Genomic DNA, 14171 nt, shown 5'->3' with positions numbered 1-14171 from the left:
GAAGTCACCGAGGATGACGACGCCGATCTCGGCGCTGGAGGAAGTGCTGGCCGGCGGGCCGGAGCTGACCGGGTTCGAGGCCGCCGCGGCCGTGTGGCAGCATACCCGGGGCCGGCTGGTGCTGGGCTCCTCGAACACGATCCGCGACGTGGACCTGGCGGGCCGGCCGCAGCCGGAGCCGCAGTGCACTGTCCATGCCAACCGCGGACTGGCCGGCATCGACGGCACCACCGCCACCGCCACCGGGATCGCGCTCGGCGCCGGGGAACACACCCGGGCGCTGGTCGGGGACCTGACCTTCCTGCACGACGCCGGCGGGCTGCTGCTCGGGGACGGGGAGGCGGAGCCCGCGCTGCAGCTGGTGGTGCTCAACGACGCCGGCGGCGGGATCTTCTCGCTGCTCGAACACGGCGAGGTGGGCGGCAGGCCCCGGTACGCCGCCGCCGTCGAACGGCTCTTCGGCACCCCGCACCGGGCCGGGATCGCCCAGCTGGCCGCCGCCTACGGGCTCGGCTACCGGCTGGTGGAGGACCGGGCGCAGCTGGATCCGGTGCTCAAGGAGGAGTTCACCGGCCGCGGCATCGTGGAGATCCGCACGGAGCGGGCCGGGCTGCGCCGGCTGCACGCCCGCGTCCGCGAGGCGGTCCGGGACGCCGTCGGCGGGCAGCATCCGGGAAATACCTAGCCCCGGGAACGCGGGGCGGGGGCCTCAGAGGACCTTCGAGAGGAAGGCCTGGGTCCGCTCGTGCTGCGGGTTGGACAGGACCTCGCGCGGATTGCCCTGCTCGACCACGACGCCGCCGTCCATGAAGACCAGCCGGTCCCCGACTTCGCGGGCGAAGCCCATCTCGTGGGTGACCACCATCATGGTCATGCCTTCGGCGGCCAGTTGGCGCATGACTTCGAGCACGTCGCCGACCAGCTCCGGGTCCAGGGCGCTGGTCGGCTCGTCGAAGAGCATCATGTCCGGGTTCATCGACAGCGCCCGGGCAATGGCCACGCGCTGCTGCTGGCCGCCGGAGAGCTGGGCCGGATAGGCGTCCTCCCGGTGGGCCAGGCCCACCTTGGCCAGGTTCTTCCGGGCAATCTCGATGGCTTCGGCCTTGCCCCGCTTCTTGGCGCGCTGCTGGGCCAGCGTGAGGTTGCGCAGCACGGACAGGTGCGGGAACAGGTTGAACTGCTGGAACACCATGCCGATCCGGGTCCGGATCGCATCCAGGTCCGTCTCCGGGTCGGTGATGTCCACGCCCTCCACCAGCACGGTGCCGCTGGTGGGCTCCTCCAGCCGGTTCACGCAGCGCAGCAGCGTGGACTTGCCGGAGCCGGAGGGCCCGATGACGCAGACCACCTCGCCCTGGTCCACATGGAAGTCGATCCCCTTGAGGACCTCGTTGTCGCCGAAGGACTTGCACAGGTTGCGCACCTCGATGGCCGGCACGCTGTCCAGGGACCGGGGCAGCGGCTGGTCGGCGGGCAGTTCGGTGGCCATGGCCTACCGGCCTCTCTTGTTGTGGCGCTCAAGCCAGGCGACGAGCCGCGTCAGCGGGAGCGTGATGATCAGGTACATGAGCGAGGCCACCACCAGCGGCGTGGCGTTGGCCTGCTGCGAGACGGCATCGCGGGCGAAGGTGGTCAGCTCCCGGTCGCCCAGGGCCATGCCGGCGATGAACAGCAGCGAGGTGTCCTTGATCAGGATGACCAGCTCGTTGGTCAGCGGCGGGGTGACGATGCGGAAGGCCTGCGGCAGCACCACCGAGACCATGGTCCACGCCGGGCTCATGCCCAGCGAACGCGCCGCCTCGACCTGCCCGGCCGGCACCGCCTGGATGCCGGCGCGGATGGTTTCGGCGATGTAGGCGGCCGAGACGATGATCAGCGCGATCAGCCCCGCGCCGGCGCTGCCGCCGGGCGGGCGCCAGCTGAAGGCGATCGGCACCGCGAAGGCGAAGCCGAAGATCACCAGCAGCGCCGGCAGGCCGCGGAAGAGTTCGACGTAGGCGGTGGCCACCCAGCGGTACGGGCCCACCGGGGAGAGCTTCATCAGGGCCAGGACCAGGCCCAGGACCAGCCCGCCGATGAAGGCGATGACCGTGTAGACCACCGTGTTCTTCGCCGCCGTGAGGATGATCTCCGGGAACATGGCCCGGGCCACGTCCAGGTCCAGGAAGTTGGTCCGCACCGCCGTCCAGTCGGCCAGGAACACCACCAGCAGCACGGCGATGACGAAGATGGCATAGAGCACGCCGCGGGTCAGGCGCCGGCGGGTGGAGGCCTTCAGCCGCGGCCGGCCCGCGGCCGGGCCCGGCGTCGTCGCAGCCGGGCTGCCCGGCACGGTGCCGCTATCGGTATGCATGCCTTACTCCGTGAAGTACTTGTCGTAGATTTCCTTGTACTTGCCGTCCTTCTTGAGCTCGGCCAGCTGGGCGTTGACCGCCTTCAGCAGCGCCTCGCCGCCGTTCTTCTTTACGGCGAAGCCGTAGTGCTCGTCGGTCGGGTACTTCTCGACGACGTCGAACTTCCCGCCCTGGGTGTGGCCCAGGTTCACCGGATAGTCCTGCAGCACGGCGTCGACGCTGCCGGACTGCAGGGCCGGGAACAGTTCGGCATCCGAGGGGAAGGCCAGGATCTGGGCATCCTTGGGCAGGTTCTTGCGGGCGTAGGCCTCGCCGGTGGTGCCCTGCTGGACGCCGACCTTCTTGCCGGCCAGGTCCTCCTTGGACTTGATCGGCGAGCCGGCCGGAACCAGCAGCGACTGCAGCGAGTCGTAGTACGGATCCGAGAGCCCGATGTTCTTCTTGCGCTCCTCGGTGATGGTGATGGCGCTGGCGCCCAGGTCGCACTGGCCGGCCGCGAGCGAGGCCCCGGACTGCAGGCCGTCGAAGCCCACGTCCTTGATGTCGGTCTTCAGGTCCAGGCCCTTGGCGATCTCGCGGACCAGGTCCATGTCGAACCCGGTGTACTCGCCGCCCTTTTCGAACTCGAACGGCGGATAGGGGATGTCCGAGCAGACCGTCAGGGTGCCCGGCGTGATCAAGCCCAGTTCGTTGCCCGCCGCGGGGCTGCTGCCCGCGCTGGAGGAACCCCCGCCGCAGGCGGTCAGGGACAGGGCGCCGGCGGCCAGGACCGCCAGCACCTTGGCGGCATGGGAAACGGGGACTCGCATGGGTTGCCTACCTCTTCTCGCGGGTGAAAATCAGGCTTAAGTGTAGCCGTAACAATTGGTCACAGGAGATATGCGCTGCAGGCTACAGGAATTGCATATTCGGCAACAAGGGACACTGCTCAGCGGTGCAGGCCCAGCGCCTCCATCATCGGCCGGAATTTCGCCCAGGTCTCGGCCAGTTCCGCCTCGGGCGTGGAGGCGTCGACAATGCCGCAGCCGGCATACAGGCGCACCCGGGTGGGGGCCTCCACCACCGCCCCGCGCAGGGCGATGCCCCATTCGCCGTTGCCGTCGGCGTCGGTCCAGCCCACCGGCCCGGCATAGCGGCCGCGGTCCATCCCTTCCAGCTCGCGGATCAGCGCGCCGGCCACCTCGGTGGGGGAGCCGCAGACGGCGGCGGTGGGGTGGACCGCCTCGGCCAGCTCCAGCGACGAGGGCGCCTGCCCGGAACCTGCGGAGAGTTCGGCGGAGACGTCCGAGGCCAGGTGCCAGACATTGGGCAACTGGAGCACGAAGGGCTCGCTGTGCGAGGTCATCGCCGAGGTGTAGGGCTCGAGCTTGGCGGTCAGCGAGTCGATGGCGATCTGGTGTTCGTGCTGCTGCTTTTCCGAGCCGGCGAGCACGCGCTGGGCGTAGTCGGCGTCGCTTTCGCCGTCCTGCTTGCGGATGTTGGCCCGGTCCAGGGTGCCGGCCAGCACCCGGGCGCGCGCCACCTTGTTTTCCACCTTGATCAGCATTTCCGGGGTCGAACCGATCAGTCCGTCCACCCCGTAGGTCCAGCAGTCCTGGTAGCGCACGGCCAGTTCGCGCAGCACCTGCGCGGTGGCGACCGGGGAGGCCAGTTCCGCGACGACGTCGCGGGCCAGCACCAGCTTGCTCAGCTCGCCGCGGGCAATGCGTTCGACGCCGGCGGCGACGGCGCGCTTATAGTGCTGCTCGGAGACGTGCCCGGGAACCAGGGCGTCGCCGTCGTCGGCCTCGCGGCCGGCCGAAGCGGTATCCAGCCAGCCGGCCAGCACCGCCTCGGCCGCCTCCGCGCTCAGTTCGGCGTCCGGATCGGTGCTCAGGTAGGTCAGCCAGCCGCGGCCGCCGTCCAGCCCCACGAGCACGGACGGGACAATCAGCCGTGATTCCTGCCGGGAGGTCCAGGAGAAGGCGAAGGAGCCGAAGGCCACGGCGCCGGTGCCGGGGCCGCCCACCTGGTTCTCGATCCGGGCCGCCGCGGTGGCCGAACGCCACCAGGCCGCCGCCTCGCGGAAGCGTCCCGGGCCGCTGGCGCTGAAGCGCGCGGCCTCGCCGAAACCGACCAGCCCGCCGTCCCGGCGCACCCAGCAGAGCACATCGTCGCGGACCAGGTAGTCCAGCAGGCCGGAGGCGTCCGGCAGGGCGGACCACGGGATGGTGATGCCGCGCAGGGGGCCCGGCGGCGGCTGCGCGCCGGCGCCCCGGGCCGGGGTTTCGGGCAGGCCGGAGGGCGCGGACAGCGGGATGGTCATGGTCCTTAAGCCTACTCGGCCCGGCGCCCGCCGTTCCCGGGCCAGCCTGCCGGGCAAATCCGTTGGAGATCTTTGAGAGAATGGTCCGGTGAATCGCGCATCTTTGGACAAACGCCCGGATGAAGTAGCAGCCATGTTTGATGGCGTCGCCCCGAAGTACGACGTGGTCAACGATGTGCTCTCGGCCGGCCAGACCCGGCGGTGGCGCCGGATCGTGGTCGAGGCCGTGGATGCCAGGCCGGGCCAGCGGGTGCTGGACCTGGCCGCCGGCACCGGCACCTCGAGCGAGCCGTACGCGGATGCGGGCGTGCACGTGGTCGCCTGTGACTTTTCCCTGGGCATGCTGCGGGTGGGCAAGCGCCGCCGGCCGGACATCGACTTCGTCGCGGGGGACGCCACCGCGCTGCCGTTCGCGGACAATTCCTTCGACGCGGTGACCATTTCCTTCGGCCTGCGCAATGTCAACGAACCGGACAAGGCGCTGGGGGAGATGCTGCGCGTGGCCAAGCCCGGCGGACGCCTGGTGGTTGCCGAGTTCTCCACCCCCGTCCTCCCGGTCTGGCGCACCCTCTACACCGAGTACCTGATGCGCGCCCTGCCGGCCATCGCCGGCAGGATCTCCTCGAACCCCGAATCCTACGTCTACCTGGCCGAATCCATCCGGGCCTGGCCCAACCAGGACGAGCTCGCCGCCCGGATCGCCGCTTCGGGCTGGCAGGATGTGGCCTACCGCAACCTCAGCGGCGGCATTGTCGCCGTCCACCGCGCGCAGAAGCCGGCCAGCTGACGTGCAGGGTACTGATGTGCAGGTGCTAATTGTCGGTGCCGGACCCGCAGGCTCGACGGCTGCTTACTATCTGGCCAAGGCCGGGATCGACGTCACCGTGCTGGAAAAGACGGCGTTCCCCCGGGAGAAAGTCTGCGGCGACGGGCTGACCCCGCGCGCGGTGCGCGAACTCCAGCTGCTGGGGCTGCCGCATGCCGAAGCCGACGGCTGGCGGCGGAACAAGGGCCTGCGCCTGGTCGCCGGCGGCCGGCAGCTGGAGCTGCCCTGGCCGGAGCTTTCGGATTTCCCCGGCTACGGGCTGATCCGCACCCGGATGGGCTTCGACGAGGCACTGGCCCGGCACGCCGCGGCCGCAGGTGCCACGCTGCTCGAGCACCATGCGGTCACCTCGGTAATCCGGGACGATGCCGGCCGGGTGGCCGGGGCACGGGCCAACCTGCTGGATGCTGCCGGGCGCAAGACCGGCGAAACCCGGGACTTCGCCGCCGACGTCGTCCTGGCCGCCGACGGCAACTCGACCCGCACGGCGCTGAGCCTGGGGATCGAAAAGCGCGACGACCGGCCGCTGGGCGTGGCCGTGCGCACCTACTTCGCCAGCCCGCGCCACGAGGACGACTGGATGGAAGGCTGGTTGGAACTGCCGGACCGGGCCGGGAACCCGCTGCCCGGCTACGGCTGGGTCTTCGGCGTCGGAGACGGCACCTCCAACGTCGGCCTCGGCATCCTCAACTCCTCCAAGTCCTTCGGCCGGCTGGACTACAAGCAGGTGCTGCGGGACTGGACCGCGGGCATGCCGGCCGAATGGGGGTTCAGCAGGGAGAACCAGGTGGGGCAGATCCGCGGCGCGGCCCTGCCGATGGGCTTCAACCGGACCCCGCACTACAGCCCGGGGCTGCTGCTGCTCGGTGATGCCGGCGGCATGGTCAGCCCGTTCAACGGCGAGGGCATCTCCTATGCGATGGAATCGGCCCGCTACGCGGCCGGGGTCGTCACCGACGCCTTTGCCGCCGGCCCGCGGCTGTTCGACGAAACCCTCTCCGGCTATGCCGGGATCATCCGCGGCAAGTGGGGCAGCCACTTCACCCTGGGCCGGGTCTTCGCCCGGCTGATCGGCAAACCCGCGGTGATGAAACTCGCGCTTCGCACCGGCATGCCGGTGCCGGTGCTGATGCGCTTCGTGGTCAGGATGCTGGCCAACCTCACGGACGAAGCCGGCCGCGGATTTGAGGATAGAGTTATCCACTGGTTGGAGCGGCTCGCCCCGCCGGCCGCCAACCAGACCGGGGCTGTGGCCGCCGGCAAGCAACCTGCCCCGACGATTAGTTAGTGTTGAACAGTGACTGACGCTAAACCGAGCTGGACCCCCGCCGGAGCCAGCCTGCCGGAATCCGTGGACCTGGACGCGGCCACCGCCGCCATCGCCACGAACCTGAACCTGCCTGCGGGCTTTGCCCCGGTGGCCCAGGACCCGGCCCTCGGACCGGCGGTTTCCACGGCGCTGGCCCGGGTCGAAAAGCAGCTGCGCGCGGCGATCGCCCACTCGGACCCGCTGGCGGATGCCACCAGCCGGCACCTGATGGAAGCCGGCGGCAAGCGGATCCGCCCGCTGCTGACCATCCTGGCCTCGCAGCTGGGGGACCCGGACCGGCCGGAGGTGATCCAGGCAGCGGTGGTGGTGGAACTGACCCACCTGGCCACGCTCTACCACGACGACGTGATGGATTCCGCGCCCTACCGCCGCGGTGCCCCCACCGCCCACCAGGTCTGGGGCAACCATGTGGCCATCCTGGCCGGGGACCTGATCTTTGCCCGGGCCTCGCTGCTCTGCTCCCTGCTCGGTCCGGAGGCGGTGGGCATCCAGGCCCGCACCTTCGAGCGGCTGTGCCTGGGCCAGTTGCACGAAACCGTGGGCCCGCGCGAGGACGAGGATCCGATCCAGCACTACCTCTCCGTCATCGCGGACAAGACCGGCTCCCTGATCGCCACCTCCGGGCAGCTCGGGGCAATGTTCGCCAATGCCCCGGAGGAGGTGGTCCGGATCATGCTGGAATACGGGGAAAAGGTGGGCGTGGCCTTCCAGCTCGCCGACGACGTGATCGACGTCGCCGGCATCAAGGTCAAGTCCGGCAAGACCCCGGGCACCGACCTGCGCGAGGGCGTGCCCACGCTGCCGGTCCTGCTGCTGCGCCAGGCCGCTGCCGGCGGCGACACCTCCGCGGCCCGGGTACTGGAACTGGTGGATGCGGACCTGACCTCGGACGAGGCGCTGGGCCGGGCGGTCGAGGCGCTGCGCGGGCACCCCGCCACCGGCCAGGCGTGGGAGGTGGCGCGGCAGTGGGCCGAGGAGGCCAAGGCGGCGCTCGAGCCGCTGCCGGAGAGCACCGTGAAACTGGCCTTGGCCGCCTTCGCCGAAGCCGTCGTCGACCGCGATGTCTGACGCGCCCTAAGAGAAGCCGCAGGGGCCCCGCCCGAGCCTGCGAGGGTGGGGGAGAGGCTGAACGTTAGTCGTCGTCCTCGGCGTCGCCGTCGAAGACCCAGTCGAACATATCGAACACGAACTCGCTGAAGGTCGCTTCCTCGCTCTGCCAGCGCGGGGCCGGCTGGTTCGTGCGGATCCACACGATGGGATCGGGGACGGACAGGTGCTCGCTGCGGATCCCCCAGTTGGCTTCCTCGTCCATTTCGTCCAGGAACAGCAGGAACCCGTCCTCGATCTCCAGCTCGTCCGGGTCCCAGAAGAAGTCGTGGGCCTCCATCAGGTCCTCGCAGCCGCCGACGGCGTGGTAGAACTCCACGAGCGCCTGCGGGACCTGGAACTTGTGCGCCCCGAGCAGCTCTTCGAGTTCTTCATAGGAAATCCCGTCCTCTTCAGTCCACGGGCGGTCCAGGTACTTGGGGACGAGGGCTCGGAACTTATCGACGAACATTTCCGGCATGGCGCTTCCTTGGCTCACATTCCTGGCTGGGGTCCACCCGCCGGACTGCCCGGCGGGTTGCGGCCGGGCCGCAGTGACCATCCTACGGTCAGCCGCGCCGGCGCACGGCCAGCCCGGGGTAGTCGATCACGATGCCGTCCGAATCCACCAGCAATTCGGCGCTGAAATCCCCCGAACCGTAGGAGACCAGGGCCGTGCCGGAGTCCTCGTCGTAGGCGCGGCTGCCGGCGTAGAGCTGCTGCGACGGCACCACCTCGAGGCTGGGCATCCGCACCAGGGCCACAGTGTATTCGGCGGCGGCCCCGGCATCATGGACCAGACCCAGGCGCAGGATGGGCATGGAGTTGGTGGCGGGACAGTACTCGATGTCGCAGTCCAGGGCCTGGTCCAGGGCGTGCGGGTCCGCGATGCCTGGTTCGGGCAGGCCGGCGAGGCCCGATCGTGCCGGATCACCGAATTTCGCGGCCTTGACCGTCCAGCTGCCGTTCGGCGCCCGGAGCATGTCCAGATGCCGGCTCCAGCCGGTGCCATGCACGGAGATGGTCAGGTGCTCGGTGATCCAGTTCTCCGTGGTGGTCAGGGACCAGCTGGCGGCATAGGCGGGGGCACGCGAGGCGCCGTGGGCGGTCAGCCGCTCGGGCTCGAGGTTGATGGTCGCGGTATCCGCGCGGCCCGGATCGTCCTCGCCGAGCCAGGTGCACACACGGCTCTCGTGCGTTTCGTGTCCCATGGGCTAAGCCTTGTGCCTGAAGGCGCGCGGCGCAATAGCCAGCCTCCGGACCGCGGCTCAGGCGCCTGCCTCGGACCCCATCCGCCGCACCGCCAGGGCCAGCCACAGGTGCACCCGGTCCGCGGTGACGGCCGGATCGTAGCCGGTGAGCTCCACGATCTGCGCGAGCCGGTAACGCACCGAGTTGCGGTGCAGGTCCAGGGCGGAGGCGACGGCGGCCACCGAGCCGTTCAGGTCCAGGTACGCCTCCAGCGTAGGCAGCAGCTGGGCCCCGTGGGCGGCGTCGAAGGCCTCCAGCGGCTGCAGCGCTTCAGCCGCCAGATCCGCCAGCGGCACATCCTCGGAGGCCAGCAGCAGCGAGGTCAGCGACAGCCGTTCCGGCAGGTTCAGCCGGCCGCCGCGGGTGAGCGCCTCCTTGGCTTCAAAGTAGCTCCAGCGCAGCCCGTTCGGCTGGGCGTAGCTGCCGCCGACGCCGACGATGGCGCTCAGGCCGGCATCACGCAGGTAGCTGCCGAGCTCCTGGCCCAGGCGCTCGGCGGACCCGCCGGTCTCCGGATCCTGCACCACGACCACCAGGCGCTCGTCCAGCACGCCGCTGGCACTGCCGTCGAACCCCGACGGCAGTGGCAGGGACGGCAGCGCGCGGCGCTGGCCGCCGGGTGTCTGCACCAGCAGCACCCGCTGGCGGCGGCCGGGGTCGATGCCGGCATTGGTCAGGCGCAGGACGGCGTCCGGGCCCTGCAGGGTGCCGCGGATGACATCCTGCAACAGTTGGCCGACGGCGCGGCGCTCGCCGGCCCGCCGCTGCGCCTGGTTGCTCAGTTCCACCGAGATCAGGCTTTGGGCATAGTCCACGATGGCGTTGTGCTCGTAGGGCTCGGCCAAGGCCAGGGTGCAGCGGTCCTTCAGCCCGGTGGCGATCGGCAGTTGGTTCCAGTTTCCGCCGGTGCCGTCACTTTCGGCACTGGCGCGCGTGCTGAAGATCCGGGCGCCGTACTGGCACAGCGCGACGTCGGTGCCCACCATCGCCGCCAGCGAGCGCAGCAGCGCCGGCAGGCCTCCGCCGCCGAGGAGGGCACCCGCCAGGGCCTGGTGGTCGCGCAGCAGCCGCTCCAGCTTGCCGTAATGATCCGCCGAGATCGCGTCGGCCACCATCCGGCTGATCGCTACGAACGGGGTCTCGTAGGGCACCTCGAAGACGGGCAGGTCCAGGACGTCGGCCTCGGCCAGGAATGCCGGCGGCACCCGCTGGTGGGTCAGCCCCAGTGCAAAGCCGATGGCCACGGCCCCGGCCTCGTGGACGCGGCGGACAAAACGGCGCTGGGCCGCGGCCGTCTTCTGGCGCAGCCCGGTGGTGAGCACCACCTCGCCGCCGCTGAGGAAGGGCAGCGGATCTTCCAGTTCGGTCGAGGCTACCCAGGTGATCGGATCGTCCGGGTGTCCGGTGGCTGTGCCGGCCAGATGCAGACGGAGGGACGGGGTGGCCAGCAGGTTGGCAAGGGTGACGGCCATGCCTCCACTCTACGGCCGGACGTTGTGCAAGTGCACCATGGCGGCCAGGCGTGGCCGGTGTTCACCTGCCGGCCGTGGCCAAGTTTCTCCGATCGCAGGGCCGCGGCTACCATGAAGCACGTCCGGACCTGCACGTTTGGCAAGGCCGCACCGATATTGGAGGTTTTTGCCATGAAGAACGCGGAGCACCCTCACGGTTTCGCAGACTCAGTTCCGCCGCGCGAGGTCTGGTCCACCCGCAAGGTCTTCATCCTGTCCGCCATTGGCTCGGCCGTCGGCCTGGGCAATATCTGGCGTTTCCCCTACGTGGCCTACGAGAACGGCGGCGGCGCGTTCATCATTCCCTATCTGGTGGCGCTGCTGACGGCCGGCATCCCGCTGCTGTTCCTGGACTATGCCGTCGGCCACCGGTTCCGCGGTTCGGCCCCGCTGGCCTTCCGGAGGCTGACGCCCAGGGCCGAAGCCCTGGGCTGGTGGCAGGTGGCCATCTGCTTTGTCATCGCGATCTATTACGCGGTCATCATCGCCTGGGCCGCCATGTACATGATCTTCTCCGTCACCCGCCGCTGGGGCGACGACCCGGCCGGGTTTTTCCTGGGCGAATTCCTCCAGGCCAGCGACCAGGTGACCATCGGCTTCAACTACGTGCCGGGAGTGCTGATCCCGCTGGTGCTCGTCTGGGCCTTCACGCTGTTCGTGCTGGCCGCCGGCGTCATGAAGGGGGTAGCCCGGGCCAACGTCATCTTCCTGCCCCTGCTGCTGGTGATGTTCCTGGTCCTGGTAGTGCAGGCCCTGCTCCTGCCGGGCGCGGCCGGCGGGCTGGACGCACTGTTCACCCCGAACTGGGCGGCGCTGCTGGACACCGGAGTCTGGGCGGCCGCCTACGGGCAGATCTTCTTCTCCCTCTCCGTCGCCTTCGGCATCATGGTCACCTACGCGTCCTACCTCAAGCGCCGGACGGACCTGACCGGTTCGGGGCTGGTCGTGGCCTTCGCCAACTCCGGCTTCGAGGTGCTGGCCGGCATCGGCGTGTTCGCGGCCCTGGGATTCATGGCCTTCAGCGCCGGCACCGGCGTCGGGGACGTGGCCGCCGGGGGCATCGGCCTGGCCTTCATCGCCTTCCCGGCGATCATTTCCGAAGCGCCGGCGGGTGCCCTGCTCGGGGTGCTGTTCTTCGGCTCGCTGGTTTTCGCCGGGCTGACCTCGCTGATCAGCATCATCGAAGTGATCATCGCCGCCGTGCAGGACAAGTTGGGTCTGGCCCGGGTCAGGGCCACCTGGGCCGTCGGGATCCCGCTGGCGCTGCTGTCGATCCTCCTGTTCCCGACCACCACCGGCCTGAACCTGCTCGACGTGACCGACGCCTTCGTCAACAATTTCGGGATTATGGCGGTGGCCTTCGTTGCGGTGCTGCTGCTGACCTACGGCTTCCGCACGCTGCCGATGCTGGGCCGCCACGTGAACGAGACCTCGACCGTCAAGCTGGGCCGCCTCTGGCGCATCATGGTCGGCATCGTGGCGCCGGTGGTGCTCGGCTACATCCTGATCAGCGAACTCATTGCCCGGATCCAGACCGGCTACGGGGAGATGCCGGCCTGGTTCGTCGGGGTCTTCGGCTGGGGTACGGCCGCGGCCCTCGTGGTCGTCGCGCTGGCACTGTCGTTCATCCCGTGGGGGAGCCGGTCCGCAGCCAACCACCCGGTGCTGGACGCACCGGGAACGACTCAGCCGAAGGAGGTAGCGCCGTGAGTACCGCCGCCATCATCATGCTCATCATTGCCATCGGGACCCTCTGGGGAGGCCTGGCGCTCGCGCTGCTGAACCTGCGCCGCCATCCCGAAGACGAGGGCATGCTGCCCGAGGAGCACGCGCCGGAACTGTAGCAGCGGCCGGCGCGGATCCGGCCTGCGCCCCGGCCTGCCGTACCGGCTGGGCAACTGCACCAACCGGATGCTGGTCCCCTGTACGCCCGGCCATAGGCAGCCGGATCCGCCCGGCGTAATCTCGGCTGTAGTGCGGCATGGCATGCCGCAGGCCACACCAGCATCCTGGCGCCCGCCCTGCACGGGTGCGCTGCGGCGCGATCCCCGAAGGGAACGGTACCCGGCGCCCGGACAGCTCCCGGAATGAAAGGCAACCCATGACCACCCAGGCAACCCAGCCGCAGTACCGCCTCGAGCAGAAGCGCAACATCCGCGGCGAATTCCCCGGCCCCAAGTCGGCCGAACTCGCCGCCCGCCGCGCCAAGGTGGTGGCCGGCGGCGTCGCCTCCAGCGTCCCCGTCTACGTGGCCGACGCCGACGGCGGCATCATTCTGGACGTGGACGGCAACGCCTTCATCGACCTGGGCTCCGGCATCGCCGTGACCAGCGTGGGCGCCTCCGATCCCGCCGTGGTGGGCGCCGTGAAGGACCAGGTGGAGCACTTCACCCACACCTGCTTCATGGTCAGCCCCTACGAGGGCTACATCGCCGTCGCCGAGAAGCTGGCCGAACTGACCCCGGGCGACCACGAGAAGCGCTCCGTGCTGTTCAACTCCGGGGCCGAGGCCGTGGAGAACGCCGTGAAGGTGGCCCGCCTGGCCACCGGCCGCAGCGCCGTCGTCGCCTTCGACCACGCCTACCACGGCCGGACCAACCTGACCATGGGCCTGACCGCCAAGGCCAACCCCTACAAGTCCAGCCCGGCAGGCTCCTTCGGCCCGTTCGCGCCGGAGATCTACCGCGTCCCGATGAGCTACCCCTTCCGTGAGGAAGCCGAAATCACCGGCGCCCAGGCCGCGGAGCGCGCGATCACCATGATCGAGAAGCAGATCGGCGGCGAGAACGTCGCGGCCATCATCATCGAGCCCATCCAGGGCGAGGGCGGCTTCATCGTCCCGGCCGAGGGCTTCCTGCCGGCGCTGGCGTCCTGGGCCAAGGAGAAGGGCATTGTCTTCATCGCCGACGAGGTCCAGGCCGGCTTCTGCCGCACCGGCGCCTGGTTCGCCTCCGAGCACGAGGGCATCGTGCCGGACATTATCACCATGGCCAAGGGTATCGCCGGCGGCATGCCGCTCTCGGCGATCACCGGCCGCGCCGAGCTGATGGACGCCGTGCACGGCGGCGGCCTTGGCGGCACCTACGGCGGCAACCCGGTGGCCTGTGCCGCCGCCCTGGGGGCCATCCGCACCATGGAAGAGCTGGACCTGAACGCCCGCGCCCGGGCGATCGAGACCCAGGTCAGGGACCGGCTGACCAAGCTGGCCGAAGAGCTCGGAATCATCGGCGAGGTCCGCGGCCGCGGCGCCATGCTGGCCCTTGAGTTCGTCAACCCCGGCACCAAGGAACCCAATGCGGCCGCCACCAAGGCCATCGCCGAGCGCTGCCTGCAGGAGGGCGTCATCATCCTGACCTGCGGCACCTACGGCAACGTGGTCCGCCTGCTGCCGCCGCTGGTGATCAGCGACGAGCTGCTGGCCGATGCCCTCAACGTGCTCGAGGCCGCCATCCGCGCCGCCGGCTAGCCGGCGGCCGAACGACCCGCCGCGCAGCGGGCGGGGGCAGGC

At 70.0% G+C, this 14171-nt stretch carries 14 protein-coding genes; 7 read left to right on the top strand and 7 right to left on the bottom strand.

Annotation, left to right across the window (positions count from 1 at the left end; translation table 11 throughout):
- The coding region (locus ACFQ36_RS14375; RefSeq protein ID WP_377014715.1) for a thiamine pyrophosphate-dependent enzyme at positions 1–685 on the top strand (685 nt) is incomplete at its 5' end.
- Between the two features lie 24 nt (positions 686–709).
- Here ACFQ36_RS14375 and ACFQ36_RS14370 read toward each other — a convergent pair.
- From ACFQ36_RS14370 to ACFQ36_RS14355, 4 genes are all read right to left on the bottom strand, one after another.
- A complete protein-coding gene (locus ACFQ36_RS14370) occupies positions 710–1489 on the bottom strand; it encodes an amino acid ABC transporter ATP-binding protein (RefSeq protein WP_377014713.1) in 780 nt (259 codons plus the stop codon).
- Between the two features lie 3 nt (positions 1490–1492).
- The gene (locus ACFQ36_RS14365; RefSeq protein WP_377014719.1) at positions 1493–2278 is read right to left on the bottom strand and encodes an amino acid ABC transporter permease; all 786 of its coding nucleotides are present in this window, start codon (positions 2276–2278) and stop codon (positions 1493–1495) included.
- A 78-nt stretch (positions 2279–2356) separates the two neighbouring features.
- Complete coding sequence (locus ACFQ36_RS14360; protein ID WP_377014711.1) at positions 2357–3163, bottom strand: basic amino acid ABC transporter substrate-binding protein; 807 nt, start codon at positions 3161–3163, stop codon at positions 2357–2359.
- Between the two features lie 119 nt (positions 3164–3282).
- Positions 3283–4659, bottom strand: a complete 1377-nt coding sequence (locus ACFQ36_RS14355; protein WP_377014709.1) for an isochorismate synthase — start codon at positions 4657–4659, stop codon at positions 3283–3285.
- A gap of 88 nt (positions 4660–4747) precedes the next feature.
- Here ACFQ36_RS14355 and ACFQ36_RS14350 point away from each other — a divergent pair, with 88 nt between their 5' ends.
- Genes ACFQ36_RS14350 through ACFQ36_RS14340 form a run of 3 tightly spaced genes read left to right on the top strand, consistent with a single transcriptional unit; the run spans position 4748 to position 7883 of the window.
- Positions 4748–5446 (top strand): demethylmenaquinone methyltransferase, encoded by a 699-nt coding sequence (locus ACFQ36_RS14350; protein ID WP_377014707.1) that lies wholly within the window; start codon positions 4748–4750, stop codon positions 5444–5446.
- A gap of 16 nt (positions 5447–5462) precedes the next feature.
- Complete coding sequence (locus ACFQ36_RS14345; protein WP_377014717.1) at positions 5463–6773, top strand: geranylgeranyl reductase family protein; 1311 nt, start codon at positions 5463–5465, stop codon at positions 6771–6773.
- Between the two features lie 9 nt (positions 6774–6782).
- Entirely contained in the window at positions 6783–7883 is a 1101-nt protein-coding gene (locus tag ACFQ36_RS14340; protein WP_377014705.1) for a polyprenyl synthetase family protein, read from the top strand.
- 64 nt (positions 7884–7947) lie between these two features.
- Here the strand turns inward: ACFQ36_RS14340 and ACFQ36_RS14335 are convergent, their stop codons facing one another.
- The 3 genes from ACFQ36_RS14335 to ACFQ36_RS14325 form a co-directional block, all read right to left on the bottom strand.
- Positions 7948–8382 (bottom strand): hypothetical protein, encoded by a 435-nt coding sequence (locus ACFQ36_RS14335; RefSeq protein WP_377014703.1) that lies wholly within the window; start codon positions 8380–8382, stop codon positions 7948–7950.
- 88 nt (positions 8383–8470) lie between these two features.
- Positions 8471–9112 (bottom strand): putative glycolipid-binding domain-containing protein, encoded by a 642-nt coding sequence (locus tag ACFQ36_RS14330; RefSeq protein ID WP_377014701.1) that lies wholly within the window; start codon positions 9110–9112, stop codon positions 8471–8473.
- Positions 9113–9169: 57 nt separating this feature from the next.
- Positions 9170–10624, bottom strand: a complete 1455-nt coding sequence (locus ACFQ36_RS14325) for a PucR family transcriptional regulator (RefSeq protein ID WP_377014700.1) — start codon at positions 10622–10624, stop codon at positions 9170–9172.
- A 171-nt stretch (positions 10625–10795) separates the two neighbouring features.
- Between ACFQ36_RS14325 and ACFQ36_RS14320 the strand changes: the two genes are divergently transcribed.
- The 3 genes from ACFQ36_RS14320 to gabT all read left to right on the top strand — a co-directional run bounded on the left by ACFQ36_RS14320 (position 10796) and on the right by gabT (position 14129).
- A complete protein-coding gene (locus tag ACFQ36_RS14320) occupies positions 10796–12373 on the top strand; it encodes a sodium-dependent transporter (protein ID WP_377014698.1) in 1578 nt (525 codons plus the stop codon).
- Positions 12370–12507 (top strand): methionine/alanine import family NSS transporter small subunit, encoded by a 138-nt coding sequence (locus tag ACFQ36_RS14315; protein WP_377014696.1) that lies wholly within the window; start codon positions 12370–12372, stop codon positions 12505–12507. The genes ACFQ36_RS14320 and ACFQ36_RS14315 overlap by 4 nt, the downstream gene beginning before the upstream one ends.
- A gap of 257 nt (positions 12508–12764) precedes the next feature.
- Positions 12765–14129, top strand: a complete 1365-nt coding sequence (gabT, locus tag ACFQ36_RS14310; RefSeq protein WP_377014695.1) for a 4-aminobutyrate--2-oxoglutarate transaminase — start codon at positions 12765–12767, stop codon at positions 14127–14129.
- The last annotated feature ends 42 nt before the right edge of the window (positions 14130–14171 follow it).

The sequence above is a fragment of the Arthrobacter sp. GCM10027362 genome, assembly GCF_042679445.1.
In the GTDB taxonomy this organism is placed as follows: Bacteria; Actinomycetota; Actinomycetes; order Actinomycetales; family Micrococcaceae; genus Crystallibacter.
The sequence above is the reverse complement of the archived record's forward strand: the minus strand, read 5'-3'. Positions and strand labels throughout refer to the sequence as shown.

What these genes read in the sequence shown, in the direction of transcription:
- ACFQ36_RS14370 (WP_377014713.1), bottom strand. Translation starts at nt 1,489, where the DNA reads ATGGCCACCGAACTGCCCGCCGACCAGCCGCTGCCCCGGTCCCTGGAC.
- ACFQ36_RS14360 (WP_377014711.1), bottom strand. Translation starts at nt 3,163, where the DNA reads ATGCGAGTCCCCGTTTCCCATGCCGCCAAGGTGCTGGCGGTCCTGGCC.
- ACFQ36_RS14355 (WP_377014709.1), bottom strand. Translation starts at nt 4,659, where the DNA reads ATGACCATCCCGCTGTCCGCGCCCTCCGGCCTGCCCGAAACCCCGGCC.
- ACFQ36_RS14335 (WP_377014703.1), bottom strand. Translation starts at nt 8,382, where the DNA reads ATGCCGGAAATGTTCGTCGATAAGTTCCGAGCCCTCGTCCCCAAGTAC.
- ACFQ36_RS14330 (WP_377014701.1), bottom strand. Translation starts at nt 9,112, where the DNA reads ATGGGACACGAAACGCACGAGAGCCGTGTGTGCACCTGGCTCGGCGAG.
- ACFQ36_RS14325 (WP_377014700.1), bottom strand. Translation starts at nt 10,624, where the DNA reads ATGGCCGTCACCCTTGCCAACCTGCTGGCCACCCCGTCCCTCCGTCTG.
- ACFQ36_RS14320 (WP_377014698.1), top strand. Translation starts at nt 10,796, where the DNA reads ATGAAGAACGCGGAGCACCCTCACGGTTTCGCAGACTCAGTTCCGCCG.
- gabT (WP_377014695.1), top strand. Translation starts at nt 12,765, where the DNA reads ATGACCACCCAGGCAACCCAGCCGCAGTACCGCCTCGAGCAGAAGCGC.